Below are 14,317 nucleotides of genomic sequence, written 5' to 3'. Positions count from 1 at the left end.
CCCTGCGACCGAATGTCGCGGTTTACGCGGCCTCCAGCACTGTTGCGAAATCCGCAACAACACCTTGCGCCAATTGGCGGTTTACTTAGCTGACTAACAAATCCTATAACAGAGTCCTGCACACGCCTTGGTGCAGTAACTTGAGATCTGGAGCTAGCAGATGACTGTAAAAGTAACTGAACGCGACGATTCACACATGTCCCACGAAGGCCTGGCCGCCGGCATCCGTATCTGGGATGTGCATCAACAAGACTTGTTGGTCGGCATGTTCCACAACGAAATCGATGCGCATAACTACAAGGCTGAACTGGAAGTGCAGGAACAGCAAAGAGAACTGAAGTCCGCCTGAAACAACACAGCATTTGAAAACGACAAACCCCGCCATGAGCGGGGTTCGTCGTTGTTACAGCCGTGGATTTACCACATCAGATCGTCAGGGATCTGGTACGCCGCGTACGGATCGTCCTCGGCGTTGACCTCTTCGGTCTGCACGTTGAGCTGGACGATGCGCTGCGGGTCGCGCTCCTGGATCTTCAGCGCCGCTTCACGGGGAATCACTTCATAGCCGCCATTGTGGTGCACGATCGCCAGCGAACCGCTGCTGAGCTTGTTGCGCATCAGCGTGTTGACCGAGATGCGCTTGACCTTCTTGTCATCGACGAAGTTGTAGTAGTCCTCGGTGGTCAGCTTGGGCAGACGCGAGACCTCGATCAATTGCTTGACCTGCGCGGCGCGGGCCTTGGCCTCGGCCTTCTCCTGCTGCTGACGGTTCAGCTCCTGGTCGCGCTTGACCTTCTCGGCCATGGCTTCCTGGGCGGCGCGCTGCTGCGAATCGTCCAGCTCAGCCTGGCCTTTGTGGGCCAGACGCTGTTGCTTCTGCTTGTCTTTGCTGACCTGCTTGGCCTGCTTTTGGTTGACCAGGCCTGCTTTGAGCAACTGGTCGCGAAGGGAAAGGCTCATCAATGCTTACTCACTTGGGCAACGGCTCAGCCGCAGCTGGGCTCATTCTTTTCCTGGCGTTTGGCTTCGCCCCACAGGGCGTCCAACTCTTCGAGGGTGCAATCTTCCATGGGACGGTGGGTGTCGCGCAATGCCTGTTCGATAAAACGGAAACGTCGTTCAAACTTGCCATTGGCGCCGCGCAGGGCGGTTTCCGGATCGACCTTCAGATGCCGGGCCAGATTGACCACGGAAAACAGCAGATCGCCGATCTCGTCGGCCACCGCCACCGGATCATTTTCCGACATGGCTTCGAGCACTTCATCGAGCTCTTCGCGCACCTTGTCGAGCACCGGCAAGGCATCCGGCCAGTCGAAACCGACCTGCCCGGCGCGCTTCTGCAACTTGGCCGAGCGCGACAGTGCCGGCAACGTGGCCGGCACGTCGTCGAGCAAGGACAACTGCTCGGGCGCCGAGGCTTTCTCGGCACGCTCTTCGGCCTTGATCTCTTCCCAGCGCTGCTTGACCTGCTCTTCGCTCAAGCGCGGCACGTCGAGCGGCGCGTACAGATCGCCCGTCGGGAACACATGCGGATGACGGCGGATCAGTTTGCGCGTGATGCTGTCGATCACCCCGGCAAATTCGAACCGCCCCTCTTCCTTGGCCAACTGGCTGTAATACACCACCTGAAACAACAGATCGCCCAACTCGCCCTGCAAGTGATCGAGATCGCCACGTTCGATGGCATCGGCCACTTCATAGGCTTCTTCGAGGGTGTGCGGGACGATGGTCGCGTAGGTTTGCTTGATGTCCCACGGACAACCGAACTGCGGATCGCGCAGGCGGGACATCAGGTGGAGCAGGTCTTCGAGTGAATACATCATTTATCAGGCTCACCACAAAATCCTGTGGGAGCTGGCTTGCCAGCGATTGCATCACCTCGACTCTCCTGAGAGACCGAGTTGTCTGCATCGCTGGCAAGCCAGCTCCCACATGGGATCAGAGTCATCTTCACGGGGTACGGTTACGCCGCGTTTCGATGATGTTCGGCAATTGCGAAATCCGCCCCAGCAGCCGTCCCAGCGCATCCAGACCGGGGATCTCGATGGTCAGCGACATCAGCGCGGTGTTGTCTTCCTTGTTCGAGCGGGTGTTGACCGCCAGCACGTTGATGCGCTCGTTGAGCAGCACCTGCGAGACGTCACGCAGCAGCCCGGAACGGTCGTAGGCGCGGATGATGATGTCCACCGGATAGGTGAGCACCGGCACCGGCCCCCAGCTGACCTGGATGATCCGCTCCGGCTCGCGCCCGCCCAGTTGCAGCACCGAGGCGCAGTCCTGGCGGTGAATGCTCACGCCACGGCCCTGGGTGATGTAACCGACAATCGCATCGCCCGGCAGCGGCTGGCAGCAGCCGGCCATCTGCGTCATCAGGTTGCCGACGCCCTGGATCTGGATATCGCCGCGCTTGCCCGGCTTGTAACCGGTGGCCTTGCGCGGGATCAGTTCCAGTTGCTCGTTGCCACGCTCCGGTTCGACCAGTTGCTGCGCCAGGTTGACCAGATGCGCCTGGCGCAGGTCGCCGGCACCGAGGGCGGCGAACATGTCTTCGGCGGTTTTCATGTTGGCCTTTTCAGCCAGCTTGTCGAAATCCACCGCCGGCAGGCCGAGGCGATTGAGTTCACGCTCGATCAGAGTTTTACCGGCCGCGACGTTCTGATCGCGAGCCTGCAATTTGAACCAGTGAACGATCTTCGCCCGCGCCCGCGAGGTGGTGACGTAACCGAGGTTCGGGTTCAGCCAGTCGCGGCTCGGCGTGCCGTGCTTGCTGGTGATGATCTCGACCTGCTCGCCGGTCTGCAGGCTGTAGTTCAGCGGCACGATACGGCCGTTGATCTTCGCGCCCCGGCAGTTGTGGCCGATTTCGGTGTGTACGCGATAGGCGAAATCCAGCGGCGTCGCGCCTTTCGGCAAATCGATGGCGTGACCGTCGGGAGTGAAGATGTAAACCCGATCAGGCTCGATATCGACGCGCAACTGTTCGGCCAGACCGCCGATATCACCCAGCTCTTCATGCCATTCGAGGACCTGACGCAGCCAGGAAATTTTCTCTTCGTAATGGTTCGAGCCGGATTTGACGTCGGTACCCTTGTAGCGCCAGTGCGCGCAGACGCCGAGTTCGGCTTCTTCGTGCATGGAGTGGGTGCGGATCTGCACCTCGAGGACCTTGCCTTCCGGGCCGATCACCGCCGTGTGCAGCGAGCGGTAGCCGTTCTCTTTCGGGTTGGCGATGTAGTCGTCGAATTCTTTCGGGATGTGCCGCCACAGGGTGTGGACGATACCGAGCGCGGTGTAGCAGTCGCGCATTTCCGGCACCAGCACGCGCACCGCGCGAACGTCGTAGATCTGGCTGAATTCCAGACCCTTGCGCTGCATTTTGCGCCAGATCGAGTAGATGTGTTTGGCCCGGCCGCTGATGTCGGCGTCGACGCCGGTGGCCTGCAGTTCGTCCTTGAGCTGGGTCATCACGTCGCTGATGAAACGCTCGCGGTCCAGCCGCCGCTCGTGGAGCAACTTGGCGATCTGCTTGTATTGATCGGGTTCCAGATAACGGAAGGACAAGTCCTCCAGTTCCCATTTGATATGACCGATGCCGAGGCGATGCGCCAGTGGCGCATAGATGTCGAAGACTTCGCGAGCGACGCGGTTGCGCTTTTCATCGTCGGCGGTTTTCACCGCACGGATGGCGCAGGTGCGTTCGGCCAGTTTGATCAGCGCAACGCGTACGTCATCGACCATGGCCACGAGCATTTTGCGCAGGTTCTCGACCTGCCCTTGCGTGCCCATGACCATCGATTGCCGTGGGCTGAGGCTGGCGCTGATGGCCGCCATGCGCTGCACGCCGTCGATCAGCTTGGCCACTACCGGACCGAAGCGCTGGCCGATGGCCGCCAGCTCTATCTGGCCTTCACGCACGCCACGATACAAAACGGCGGCGACCAGTGAATCCTGATCGAGCTTGAGGTCGGCGAGGATCTCGGCGATCTCAAGGCCAGTGCTGAAACTGCCGGAGCCTTCGGCCCACAGGTTCTTCTTCGCATTGGACTGCTGTTCGGCCTCGCGAGCGAACTCGCAGGCTTCTTTCAAGGCCTCGCGATCCAGTGCCAGATCGACACTGACCGCGTGATCGAGCCAGGCCTCGAGATTGATACTGCCGTCGGTGTTGATCGGCTGGTGTGCTCTCACCTGTACCATGCTGCTTTACCTTCCCTACGACGCAGATTCAATGCGTCAAATCGCTGATCCTCAGTGTCCGTTCGCGCTCGCGGGGCTCAGGCGAGCGCTGCGCGGACAGATCAGACGGATTCAGACGAGCCGTCCTGGCTCGCTTCAAATAACGCCATGGCCTCGACATGTGCCGTCTGAGGAAACATATCGAGAATCCCGGCACGTTTTAACCGGTAGCCCTGCTTGATCAATTCCTGCGTGTCGCGCGCCAGCGTGGCCGGGTTGCACGACACGTATACCAACCGCTTGGCACCCAGGGTCGCGAGCTTGCGCACCACCTCGAAAGCACCGTCACGCGGTGGGTCCAAGAGTACCGCAGAAAAGCCGTTTCCGATCCACTGGGCATCGCTCAAAGGCTGGGATAAATCGGCTTGAAAAAACTTTGTGTTATGCAAATTGTTACTGATGGCATTGGCAGCGGCGCGCTCGACCATGGTCTGCACGCCTTCCACCGCCACCACTTCACGCACGCTTTTAGCCAGCGGTAGCGCAAAATTTCCCAACCCGCAAAACAGGTCGAGCACGCGTTCTTCAGCCGTCGGTTTCAGCCAGTCCAGCGCCTGGGCGATCATCGCTTCGTTGACCCCGGCGTTGACCTGAACGAAATCTCCCGGCCGATAAGCCAGCTCGAGATCCCACTGTTCCAGGCGATAACCGAGGCTCTGACCGGCCTCGACTGGTTGCGGTTCACCTTCGCCATGCAGCCACAACTGCGCCTCGTGGAACTGGCAGAAATCCTTGAGGATGCTCAGATCCGCTTCGGACAACGGCGCCATGTGCCGCAGCAATAGCGCCAGTGATGAGCCGCTGAACAGCTCGACATGGCCCAGCGCCTGCGGTTTGCTCAAGCGCCGCAGCATCTCCGGCAAGCGGGTCATGATCGGTTGCAAGGGCTGTACCAGCACCGGGCATTCGCTGATCGCGACGATGTCCTGACTGCCGGCGGCGCGGAAACCTACTTCGAGTTTCTTTGCCTTCATGTCCCAGCGCACGGCGATCCGCGCGCGCCGACGGTAACCGAATTCCGGGCCGGTCAGCGGCGCCGCCCATTCTTCAGGTTCGACACCGGCCACCCGCGACAATTGCTCGGCGAGCATGCGCTGTTTCAGGGCGAGTTGTTCGTCGTGGGGCAAGTGCTGAAGGCTGCATCCGCCACAGCGGCCGAAGTGCGCGCACGCTGCCGGACGGCGCAATTCGCTGGCAGTGAACACCCGTTCAGTGCGCGCTTCGACCACTTTGCCGTGGGCGCCGAGCACCCGTGCTTCGACCTCTTCACCGGCAAGGGCGCCAAGGACGAACCAGGTTTTGCCTTCGAAAAACGCGATACCGCGACCGTCATTGGCCAGGCGCTCGATGTTCAAGCGCTGCTTTTTGCCGGTCGGGATCTGTGGCGCCTTGCTGCCGCCGGTAGGCTGGAAGCGCAGGCCTCTCTCATGTTTGGCCATCAGTTCGGCGCGTCGAAAATGCCGGTCGACAGGTAACGGTCGCCACGGTCGCAGATGATCGCGACGATCACCGCGTTTTCAACTTCTTTGGACAAGCGCAGCATCGCTGCCACCGCACCGCCCGAGGACACGCCGCAGAAGATGCCTTCTTCGCGGGCCAGGCGCCGGGTGACGTCTTCGGCTTCGCTTTGCGCCATGTCGACGATGCGATCGACGCGGTCAGCCTGATAGATCTTCGGCAGGTATTCCTGCGGCCAGCGGCGGATGCCGGGAATGGCCGAGCCTTCCATCGGTTGCAGGCCGACGATCTGCACGCTGTCGCTCTGCTCTTTGAGGTAGCGCGACACGCCCATGATGGTGCCGGTGGTGCCCATCGAACTGACGAAATGGGTGATGCTGCCCTGGGTCTGACGCCAGATTTCCGGGCCGGTGGTGGTGTAGTGCGCTTCAGGGTTGTCGCCATTGGCGAACTGGTCGAGCACCTTGCCACGGCCTTCGGCTTCCATACGCTGGGCCAGATCGCGGGCGCCTTCCATGCCCTCTTCCTGAGTCACCAGAATCAGCTCGGCGCCATAAGCGGTCATCGCCGCCTTGCGCTCGGCGCTGGAGTTGTCCGGCATGATCAGGATCATCTTGTAACCCTTGATCGCAGCGGCCATCGCCAGCGCGATACCGGTGTTGCCGGAGGTCGCCTCGATCAGCGTATCGCCGGGACTGATCTGCCCGCGCAACTCGGCGCGAGTGATCATCGACAACGCCGGGCGGTCCTTGACCGAACCCGCCGGGTTGTTCCCTTCGAGCTTGAGCAAAAGGGTGTTGCTGGTGGCGCCGGGCAGGCGCTGCAAACGCACCAGCGGCGTGTTGCCGACGCAATCGGCGATGGTTGGGTACTGCAGGGTCATGGCGTATTCGCAATCCAGACGTGCGGGGGCGCCTATCATACCGGCAAACCCGCGCAGGCCATATCACGCAAAGTGCGGTGCTTATGGTTTATGGGAATAAGCAAATAAAAGTCGCGCCAGTGGTGCGACTTTTATTTGCGCAACACTCAGTTCTCGTGGTGCTGCTTGGAATTTGCGAGCAGGCTCGCTCCCACAGGGGATGAATGTTGCCTATGCGATCTGCGGTGAATGCACATCCATTGTGGGAGCGAGCCTGCTCGCGAAGGCGTCCGCATGGGCAACACCATCATCCGCCAGCAAGCGCAAATTCAACCGCAGCCCCGCCCCGGTATTTTCCGCCCAGAGCAACCCGCCCTGGCGCTGCACCGCATTGCGCGCAATGCTCAATCCCAGCCCAAACCCACCATCCCCGGGCCTTGATCCGTCCAATCGAATGAACGGCGAAAAGATTCGCTGCAGATCTTCGTCAGCCACGCCGCCGCCCTGATCCTCCAGCCACAAATGCCAATACTCGCCATCGCGCCGTGCATCGAGACGCACAATCCCGCCCTCGGGCGAGTGACGAATGGCGTTGCGCAGGATGTTTTCCAGCGCCTGCGCCAGGGTATTGAGGTTGCCGCGCACCCAGCACGATGCTTCGACCGAGCACTGCAGTTGCAGACTCGGCCAGCCGCTTTCATAGCAGGCGTTGTCGGTGAGCATTTCCCACAGCGCCTGAATCTGGATCGCTTCATCCGGCAACGGTGAGCGGTCGGTGTCGAGCCAGGCCAGTTGCAGGGTGTCTTCGACCAGCCGCTGCATGCCGTCGACCTCGCGGCCGATGCGCTCGCGCAATTGCGCCAGGCCCTGTTCGCTTTCACTGGCCACGCGCAGACGGCTCAGCGGCGTGCGCAGTTCGTGGGACAAGTCGCGCAATAACTGCTGCTGCAAGGCGACGGTGGTTTGCAGGCGCTCGGACATGGAATCGAAGGCCCGCGCCAGTTCACCGAGTTCATCCGGGCGCTGGGTGATGCCGCTCGACAGGCGCACATTCAACTGGTCGGCGCGCCAGGCGTTGGCCTGTTCGCGCAGGTTGTTCAGCGGCACCACCAACAGGCGATACAGGCCGACGCAGAGCAACAGAGTGAACAGCCCGGGAATCAAACCGTTGGTGATCACCCGCCAGAACACCCGGTACTTGCCCGGGACAAAACGCTCGGGCAATTCAATGACGAGAATGCCGACGGTCGGATCCTGAGGGAACGGTACCCGCAGCCAAGGCCGGCCCTTCTTGTGAATCGGCCAGTCGAGGCCGCGCAAAAAGGTCAGGTGCTGCACCTCTGCCGCGTTCAACGGCTGGCTGCTCAGCGACTGCAAATCAGCGCCGATCACGCCGACCCAACTGGCCTCGCGCAATTCCATGCTCTGCAACCAGTCATCCACGCCATTGCGCCCGCCGCGCTGCCACGCCTGTTCGGCTTGCGCGGCGTAACGGCTGAGGGTGCTGCGCGCGTCACTGGAGAGGAACTGATTGCGCTCCTCCATGTAGCGGCCCCACGACCAGCTCAGCCAGATCATCAGCAGACAGAACGCCACCAGCAGGCACGCCAGTTTCCAGAACAGCGAATGCCGACCCGGCAGCTCAGACAGTTTCATCGGCGCCGCTCAAGACGTAGCCCTTGCCCCACACCGTGCGCACTTCGCGCTCGGTGTAACCGATGGCTTTGAGTTTGCGGCGGATCTGGCTGATGTGCATGTCGAGGCTGCGGTCGTGCGCCGCAAAGCCGCGTTGCAGGACGTGCTGATAAAGGAAGGCCTTGCTCAGCACCTCCTCGTTGTTGCGGTGCAGGGTTTCCAGCAGACGGAATTCGCTGCGGGTCAGCCCGGCCGCTTGCTCGCGGAAAAACACATCGCACTGTTCGTCATCGAAACGCAGGGCGCCGCTGACCACCGCAGCGGTAACCGCAGGCGGGCGCCGATCCAAGGCCACGCGGCGCAGGATCGCTTCGATGCGCACATGCAACTCGGCCATGCTGAACGGCTTGGGCAGATAGTCATCGGCACCGAGGCGGAAACCGCTGATGCGATCGGCCTCGGCACCCAGCGCCGACATCAGCAACACCGGCGTCGAATGGCTCTGCCGCAATTGCGTCAACAACTGCAGACCATCGAGCCCCGGCAGCAGAATATCCATCAGCACCACGTCGAAAGGCTGACGCTGGGCGATGTTCAGACCTTCCTGGCCGTTCTGGCACCAGGTCACCTGAAAACCGCTGCGGCCCAGATGCTCGTGCACATACGCGCCGAGGACCGGATCGTCTTCAATGGAAAGGATGCGTGGCTGGCCAACGGAAACAGGAGTCATGAGTATCTGCAAGTAATTCTCAGTTGGCGGATTATTCAAGATTGTCCGACAGCGGGCAACACAAGCTTGGCCTGTCGGACGAACGAGTGCGTGGGCGGCGCTGCATTTTCCGCAAGATTGCCCGCCTGCAAATCGCTACACTGCGCCCATGTCGCGTGCCGGATGCACGCATGTGTCAACAGAACAGCGGGATGCGGGAGATAGGCGTGCTCAAGAAACTGGGAATCAAAGGTCGCGTGCTGTTGCTGACCTTGTTGCCGACCAGCCTGATGGCGCTGGTGCTGGGTGGCTATTTCACCTGGACGCAGCAGACCGACCTGCAAAGCCAATTGATGCAGCGCGGCGAAATGATCGCCGAGCAACTGGCGCCGCTGGTGGCGCCGGCAATGGGTCACGGCGATGCCGATCTGCTTGAACGCATCGCCACCCAGTCCCTTGAACAACCCGACGTGCGCGCAGTGACCTTCCTCGCGGCGGACCGCTCGCCACTGGCCCACGCCGGGCCGACCATGCTCAATCAGGCCCCGAGCGGTGACAGCGCGCTGCTGCAACGACGCAGCGGCAATGACGCGACGCGCTACCTGATGCCGGTGTTCGGCAAGCACCGCAACCTCGCCGGCGAAATCATTCCCGAAGAATCCGAACGCCTGCTCGGCTGGGTCGAACTGGAGCTGTCGCACAACGGCATGTTGCTGCGCGGCTATCGCAGCCTGTTCGCCAGCCTGCTGCTGATCGCCGCCGGACTTGCTGGCGCCGCCCTCCTCGCGTTGCGCATGGGCCGCACCATCAACCGTCCGCTGAGCCAGATCAAACAAGCGGTCGCGCAACTCAAGGACGGTCATCTGGAAACCCGCTTGCCGCCCCTCGGCAGTCAGGAACTGGATGAACTGGCCTCGGGTATCAACCGCATGGCCGGCACCCTGCAGAACGCTCGTGAAGAATTGCAGCACAGCGTCGATCAGGCCACCGAGGACGTGCGGCAGAACCTGGAAACCATCGAGATCCAGAACATCGAGCTGGACCTGGCGCGCAAGGAAGCGCTGGAAGCCAGCCGGATCAAATCCGAATTCCTCGCCAACATGAGCCACGAGATCCGCACGCCGCTCAACGGCATTCTCGGCTTCACTCATCTATTGCAGAAAAGCGAACTGACCCCGCGCCAGCTCGACTATCTGGGCACCATCGAAAAGTCCGCCGACAGCCTGTTGGGGATCATCAACGAGATTCTCGATTTCTCGAAGATCGAGGCCGGCAAACTGGTGCTCGACCACATTCCGTTCAACCTGCGTGACCTGTTGCAGGACACCCTGACCATCCTCGCCCCGGCCGCGCACGCCAAGCAGCTCGAGCTGGTCAGCCTGGTCTATCGCGATACGCCGCTGTCGCTGGTCGGCGATCCGCTGCGCCTGAAGCAGATCCTCACCAATCTGGTCAGCAACGCGATCAAGTTCACCCGCGAAGGCACCATCGTCGCTCGGGCAATGCTCGAAGACGAACACGAAGACAGCGTGCAACTGCGCATCAGCATTCAGGACACCGGCATCGGTTTGTCCAGTCAGGATGTCCGCGCGCTGTTCCAGGCTTTCAGTCAGGCCGACAATTCGCTGTCGCGCCAACCCGGCGGCACCGGCCTGGGGCTGGTGATCTCCAAGCGCCTGATCGAGCAGATGGGCGGCGAGATCGGCGTCGACAGCACGCCGGGCGAAGGTTCGGAATTCTGGATCAGCCTGAGCCTGCCCAAGACTCGCGACGACGCCGAAGACCTGCCCGCCGCGCCGCTGCTCGGGCGCCGTGTGGCGGTGCTGGAAAATCACGAACTGGCGCGTCAGGCCTTGCAACATCAGCTGGAAGACTGCGGACTGCAAGTTACGCCGTTCAACACTCTGGAGAGCCTGAGCAATGGCGTTACCGGCGCGCATCAGACCGATCAGGCGATCGACCTGGCGGTGATCGGCATCACCAGCAACGACATGCTCCCGGAACGCTTGAACCAGCACATCTGGGACCTTGAACATCTGGGCTGCAAAGTGCTGGTGCTGTGCCCGACCACCGAACAGACGCTGTTTCATCTGTCGGTGCCCAACCCGCACAGCCAGCTCCAAGCCAAACCGGCGTGTACCCGCAAGCTGCGCCGGGCGTTGTCCGATCTGGTCAATCCGCGCCAGACCCGCAGCGAACCGGGCGAGCCGCTGTCCAGCCGTGCGCCGCGCGTGCTGTGTGTCGACGACAACCCGGCCAATCTGCTGCTGGTGCAGACCCTGCTCGAAGACATGGGCGCCCGAGTGCTCGCGGTCGAAAGCGGTTACGCGGCCGTCAAAGCCGTGCAGAGCGAATCCTTCGATCTGGTGTTGATGGACGTGCAGATGCCCGGCATGGACGGACGCCAGACCACTGAAACCATTCGCCAGTGGGAAAGCGAACGGCATTGCACGCCGCTGCCGATCGTCGCCCTTACCGCCCACGCCATGGCCAACGAAAAACGCGCGCTGCTGCAAAGCGGCATGGACGACTACCTGACCAAACCGATCAGCGAGCGGCAACTGGCGCAGGTGGTGTTGAAGTGGACCGGACTGGCCCTGCGCAATCAGGCGCCGGAGCGCAGCGGCGACAGCGCGGCGAGTCAGCAGGAACTGCCGGTGCTCGATCACGAAGAAGGCTTGCGTCTGGCAGCGGGCAAGGCGGATCTGGCGGCGGACATGCTCGCCATGCTGCTGGCCTCGCTGGAAGCCGACCGCGAAGCGATACGCGCCGCGCGTGACAGCCACGACCAGAATGCCCTGCTCGAACGCGTGCACCGCTTGCACGGCGCGACCCGTTATTGCGGCGTGCCGCAACTGCGCGCCGCCTGCCAGCGCAGCGAAACCCTGCTCAAGCAGGACGATCCGAAAGCCGCCGCCGCACTGGATGAACTGGAGCGCTCGATCAATCGACTCGCGGCGCAGGCGCGCATCAGCGCCTGACCTGCGGCAAGGCACGGCGCGCGCAAAGCGCTACAGTTGTCGCGGGCCGTTGCGGCCCGCGTCGATGTTCCAGGAGGATTCATGCGCACGATCATTTTCAGCAGCCAGACCTACGACCGCGACAGCTTCCTCGCCGCCGACTGCCCGGCCGGGCTCGAACTGCACTTTCAAGCGGCGCGGCTGAGCCTCGATACGGCGCAGCTGGCCGAGCAGCACGAAGTGGTCTGCGCGTTCATCAATGACGACCTCAGCGCCCCGGTGCTCGAACGCCTTGCTGCCGGCGGCACGCGGCTGATTGCCCTGCGTTCGGCGGGTTACAACCACGTCGATTTGCCCGCGGCGAAACGCCTCGGTCTGGCCGTCGTGCGTGTGCCGGCCTACTCACCGCACGCCGTGGCCGAACATGCGGTGGCGCTGATCCTCGCCCTCAATCGTCGCTTGCACCGTGCCTACAACCGCACCCGCGAAGGCGATTTCAGCCTGCACGGCCTGACCGGTTTCGATCTGGTCGGCAAGACCGTCGGCATCGTCGGCACCGGACAGATCGGCGCAACGTTCGCGAAAATCATGCACGGCTTCGGCTGTGAACTGCTCGCTTACGATCCGTATCCCAATCCCGAGGTGCTGGCCTTGGGCGCACGTTATCTGAGCCTGCCAGAGTTGCTCGCGCAATCACGGATCATCAGCCTGCATTGCCCGCTCAACGAGCAGAGCAAGCATCTGATCAATCGCGACTCACTGGCGCACATGCAGGCCGGGGCGATGCTGATCAACACCGGGCGTGGCGGGCTGGTGGACACGCCGGCGCTGATCGACGCGCTGAAGGACGGCCAACTCGGTTATCTGGGGCTGGATGTTTACGAGGAAGAGGCGCAGCTGTTTTTCGAGGATCGCTCCGACCTGCCGTTGCAGGACGATGTGCTGGCGCGTCTGCTGACGTTTCCCAACGTGATCATCACTGCGCATCAGGCGTTTCTGACCCGCGAAGCACTGGGCGCGATTGCCGCGACCACCCTGCACAACATCGCGACCTGGGCGGCAGGTGCGCCGCAGAACCAGGTCGAGGGTTGAACCGTTTTACTTGGACAGCGAAGACGCCAGGATCAGCAAGCCCAGCCAGCCGAAACCGAGCAGGCGCTGCTTGCTGGAATGGCCGTTGCGCAGCAGGAACCAGACGAAAAACGCCGGTAGCAGAAACACCATGATTTTCAGCCAGCCTTCCACCGGGCGACTGCCATCGGGATTGAGCGGTTGCTGCTCATCGCGGGCCTGATCTGCGGCCTGCTGACGACGGCGACGCCCCGCCGCTGCCGGCATCACTTTGGGTAAAGGCTCGGACACTGGCGGCGCAACCGCCTCGGGCACTGCGTTGTTGCGTGGCAGGCTGCCGAAGGAAATCGTCGAGGCTTGCACCGGTGCCGCCGTCGATTGCGCCTGCATGGCGGCGTGTTCAGCCATCGGCGCGCCGCAGTGAATGCACACCAGCGCTTCGGAACTGATGCTCCGCTTGCATTCATAACATTCGATCAGCGCCATGTTCCGTTCCTTCAGATTCGGGGGCCGGCAGTTTGCCATGACTGTCGGCGCATTTGAACCGGATCGAAGGTCGCACGCGTGCATCATTCTGCAATCGAGCCCGTGCTAGCATGTCGCGCATATTTGGAGGACCCATGGTCGAACACGATTTCCGCTACACCCTGATGAACCCGCAACACACCCTCACCGAATGCCGCGCCCTGGTTCCGGGCCGCTATCAGGTGACCGGCAACGGTGGCTCGATCCGTATCGGTGATGCCCTGTTGGTCACGCTCAAAGGCAGCAAGGATTTGTCCATGCGCCTGACCGTCGACACTGTGCGCCACCTGATCAATCCGCCAGGCCAATGGACCGCGATGACCACAGGCCCGGTGTTCGGCGAACTGGCCATTCACACCTGGCAGGTCAACTGCGACAGCTGCGCGAAAGAGCTGAGCTTCGAATTCGCCGTGGATGCCAAACTCGGCAAGACCGCCGAGAAACCTGCCGCCACCGCGCGCATCGCCGAGCTGGGCTGGAAAGCCGTCGGCGACAAGCATCTGTGCCCGAAATGCCAGGAGCCTGCGTGATGAAACGCCTCGCCCTGACCGCACTGATCGGTGTCGGCCTGGTTGGTTGCGCCGCAGAGCCGGTGCAACTGCAGCACAACCGCAGCTATATTCTGGAATGGATCGGCGAGCGGCCACTGATGGATTACAGCCACCTGACCGTGACCCTCGGCGATGACGGCCGCGCCTACGGCAACGGCGGCTGCAACCATTGGTTCGCGCCGTATACGCAGGACGGCGACAAGCTGAGCTTCGGCAAGATCGGCAAGACCCGCAAGCTCTGCGCCCCGGCGCTGATGGAGCAGGAACAACGCTTCTTGCAGGCGCTGGAAAAAGTCGAGCGCTGGGACATTTC

At 62.1% G+C, this 14,317-nt stretch carries 13 protein-coding genes; 5 read left to right on the top strand and 8 right to left on the bottom strand.

Annotation, left to right across the window (positions count from 1 at the left end):
- Window positions 1–160: 160 nt before the first annotated feature.
- Window positions 161–349, top strand: a complete 189-nt coding sequence (locus D6877_RS26370) for a hypothetical protein (RefSeq protein WP_016773646.1) — start codon at window positions 161–163, stop codon at window positions 347–349.
- A gap of 68 nt (window positions 350–417) precedes the next feature.
- Here the strand turns inward: D6877_RS26370 and D6877_RS26365 are convergent, their stop codons facing one another.
- The 7 genes from D6877_RS26365 to D6877_RS26330 form a co-directional block, all read right to left on the bottom strand.
- Window positions 418–960, bottom strand: coding sequence for a DUF2058 domain-containing protein (locus D6877_RS26365; RefSeq protein ID WP_016773645.1), 543 nt, complete (start codon window positions 958–960; stop codon window positions 418–420).
- A 26-nt stretch (window positions 961–986) separates the two neighbouring features.
- Window positions 987–1,820: a nucleoside triphosphate pyrophosphohydrolase gene (gene mazG, locus D6877_RS26360; RefSeq protein ID WP_024013963.1), complete on the bottom strand. Its 834-nt coding sequence runs from the start codon at window positions 1,818–1,820 to the stop codon at window positions 987–989.
- Window positions 1,821–1,950: 130 nt separating this feature from the next.
- On the bottom strand, window positions 1,951–4,194 hold the full coding sequence (relA, locus tag D6877_RS26350) for a GTP diphosphokinase (RefSeq protein ID WP_041479585.1): 2,244 nt from the start codon (window positions 4,192–4,194) through the stop codon (window positions 1,951–1,953).
- Window positions 4,195–4,295: 101 nt separating this feature from the next.
- Complete coding sequence (rlmD, locus tag D6877_RS26345; protein ID WP_130912611.1) at window positions 4,296–5,672, bottom strand: 23S rRNA (uracil(1939)-C(5))-methyltransferase RlmD; 1,377 nt, start codon at window positions 5,670–5,672, stop codon at window positions 4,296–4,298.
- On the bottom strand, window positions 5,672–6,574 hold the full coding sequence (cysM, locus tag D6877_RS26340) for a cysteine synthase CysM (RefSeq protein ID WP_178083756.1): 903 nt from the start codon (window positions 6,572–6,574) through the stop codon (window positions 5,672–5,674). The genes rlmD and cysM overlap by 1 nt, the downstream gene beginning before the upstream one ends.
- A 210-nt stretch (window positions 6,575–6,784) precedes the next feature.
- The gene (locus tag D6877_RS26335) at window positions 6,785–8,209 is read right to left on the bottom strand and encodes a sensor histidine kinase (protein WP_130912609.1); all 1,425 of its coding nucleotides are present in this window, start codon (window positions 8,207–8,209) and stop codon (window positions 6,785–6,787) included.
- Window positions 8,196–8,918, bottom strand: a complete 723-nt coding sequence (locus tag D6877_RS26330; RefSeq protein ID WP_076563844.1) for a response regulator transcription factor — start codon at window positions 8,916–8,918, stop codon at window positions 8,196–8,198. Before D6877_RS26330 ends, D6877_RS26335 begins: the two co-directional genes overlap by 14 nt.
- A gap of 206 nt (window positions 8,919–9,124) precedes the next feature.
- Here D6877_RS26330 and D6877_RS26325 point away from each other — a divergent pair, with 206 nt between their 5' ends.
- Together D6877_RS26325 and D6877_RS26320 are read left to right on the top strand one after the other, a co-directional pair.
- The gene (locus tag D6877_RS26325) at window positions 9,125–11,878 is read left to right on the top strand and encodes a response regulator (protein ID WP_130912608.1); all 2,754 of its coding nucleotides are present in this window, start codon (window positions 9,125–9,127) and stop codon (window positions 11,876–11,878) included.
- A gap of 81 nt (window positions 11,879–11,959) precedes the next feature.
- Window positions 11,960–12,949 (top strand): 2-hydroxyacid dehydrogenase, encoded by a 990-nt coding sequence (locus D6877_RS26320; RefSeq protein WP_130912607.1) that lies wholly within the window; start codon window positions 11,960–11,962, stop codon window positions 12,947–12,949.
- Between the two features lie 6 nt (window positions 12,950–12,955).
- On the opposite strand, the gene D6877_RS26315 is transcribed toward D6877_RS26320, so the two are convergent.
- On the bottom strand, window positions 12,956–13,414 hold the full coding sequence (locus D6877_RS26315) for a hypothetical protein (RefSeq protein WP_130912606.1): 459 nt from the start codon (window positions 13,412–13,414) through the stop codon (window positions 12,956–12,958).
- Window positions 13,415–13,548: 134 nt separating this feature from the next.
- Here D6877_RS26315 and D6877_RS26310 point away from each other — a divergent pair, with 134 nt between their 5' ends.
- Window positions 13,549–13,983, top strand: coding sequence for a hypothetical protein (locus tag D6877_RS26310; protein WP_039757838.1), 435 nt, complete (start codon window positions 13,549–13,551; stop codon window positions 13,981–13,983).
- Window positions 13,983–14,317, top strand: a 335-nt coding sequence (locus D6877_RS26305; RefSeq protein WP_130912605.1) for an META domain-containing protein, incomplete at its 3' end; no start/stop codon positions are given. The genes D6877_RS26310 and D6877_RS26305, both read left to right, overlap by 1 nt.

Source organism: Pseudomonas sp. Sample_9, assembly GCF_004307535.1.
GTDB classification, from domain to species: domain Bacteria; phylum Pseudomonadota; class Gammaproteobacteria; order Pseudomonadales; family Pseudomonadaceae; genus Aquipseudomonas; species Aquipseudomonas mercuritolerans.
The sequence above is the reverse complement of the archived record's forward strand: the minus strand, read 5'-3'. Positions and strand labels throughout refer to the sequence as shown.

What these genes read in the sequence shown, in the direction of transcription:
- D6877_RS26315 (WP_130912606.1), bottom strand. Translation starts at nt 13,414, where the DNA reads ATGGCGCTGATCGAATGTTATGAATGCAAGCGGAGCATCAGTTCCGAA.
- D6877_RS26330 (WP_076563844.1), bottom strand. Translation starts at nt 8,918, where the DNA reads ATGACTCCTGTTTCCGTTGGCCAGCCACGCATCCTTTCCATTGAAGAC.
- D6877_RS26365 (WP_016773645.1), bottom strand. Translation starts at nt 960, where the DNA reads ATGAGCCTTTCCCTTCGCGACCAGTTGCTCAAAGCAGGCCTGGTCAAC.
- mazG (WP_024013963.1), bottom strand. Translation starts at nt 1,820, where the DNA reads ATGTATTCACTCGAAGACCTGCTCCACCTGATGTCCCGCCTGCGCGAT.
- D6877_RS26370 (WP_016773646.1), top strand. Translation starts at nt 161, where the DNA reads ATGACTGTAAAAGTAACTGAACGCGACGATTCACACATGTCCCACGAA.
- D6877_RS26335 (WP_130912609.1), bottom strand. Translation starts at nt 8,209, where the DNA reads ATGAAACTGTCTGAGCTGCCGGGTCGGCATTCGCTGTTCTGGAAACTG.
- cysM (WP_178083756.1), bottom strand. Translation starts at nt 6,574, where the DNA reads ATGACCCTGCAGTACCCAACCATCGCCGATTGCGTCGGCAACACGCCG.
- relA (WP_041479585.1), bottom strand. Translation starts at nt 4,194, where the DNA reads ATGGTACAGGTGAGAGCACACCAGCCGATCAACACCGACGGCAGTATC.
- D6877_RS26310 (WP_039757838.1), top strand. Translation starts at nt 13,549, where the DNA reads ATGGTCGAACACGATTTCCGCTACACCCTGATGAACCCGCAACACACC.
- rlmD (WP_130912611.1), bottom strand. Translation starts at nt 5,672, where the DNA reads ATGGCCAAACATGAGAGAGGCCTGCGCTTCCAGCCTACCGGCGGCAGC.
- D6877_RS26320 (WP_130912607.1), top strand. Translation starts at nt 11,960, where the DNA reads ATGCGCACGATCATTTTCAGCAGCCAGACCTACGACCGCGACAGCTTC.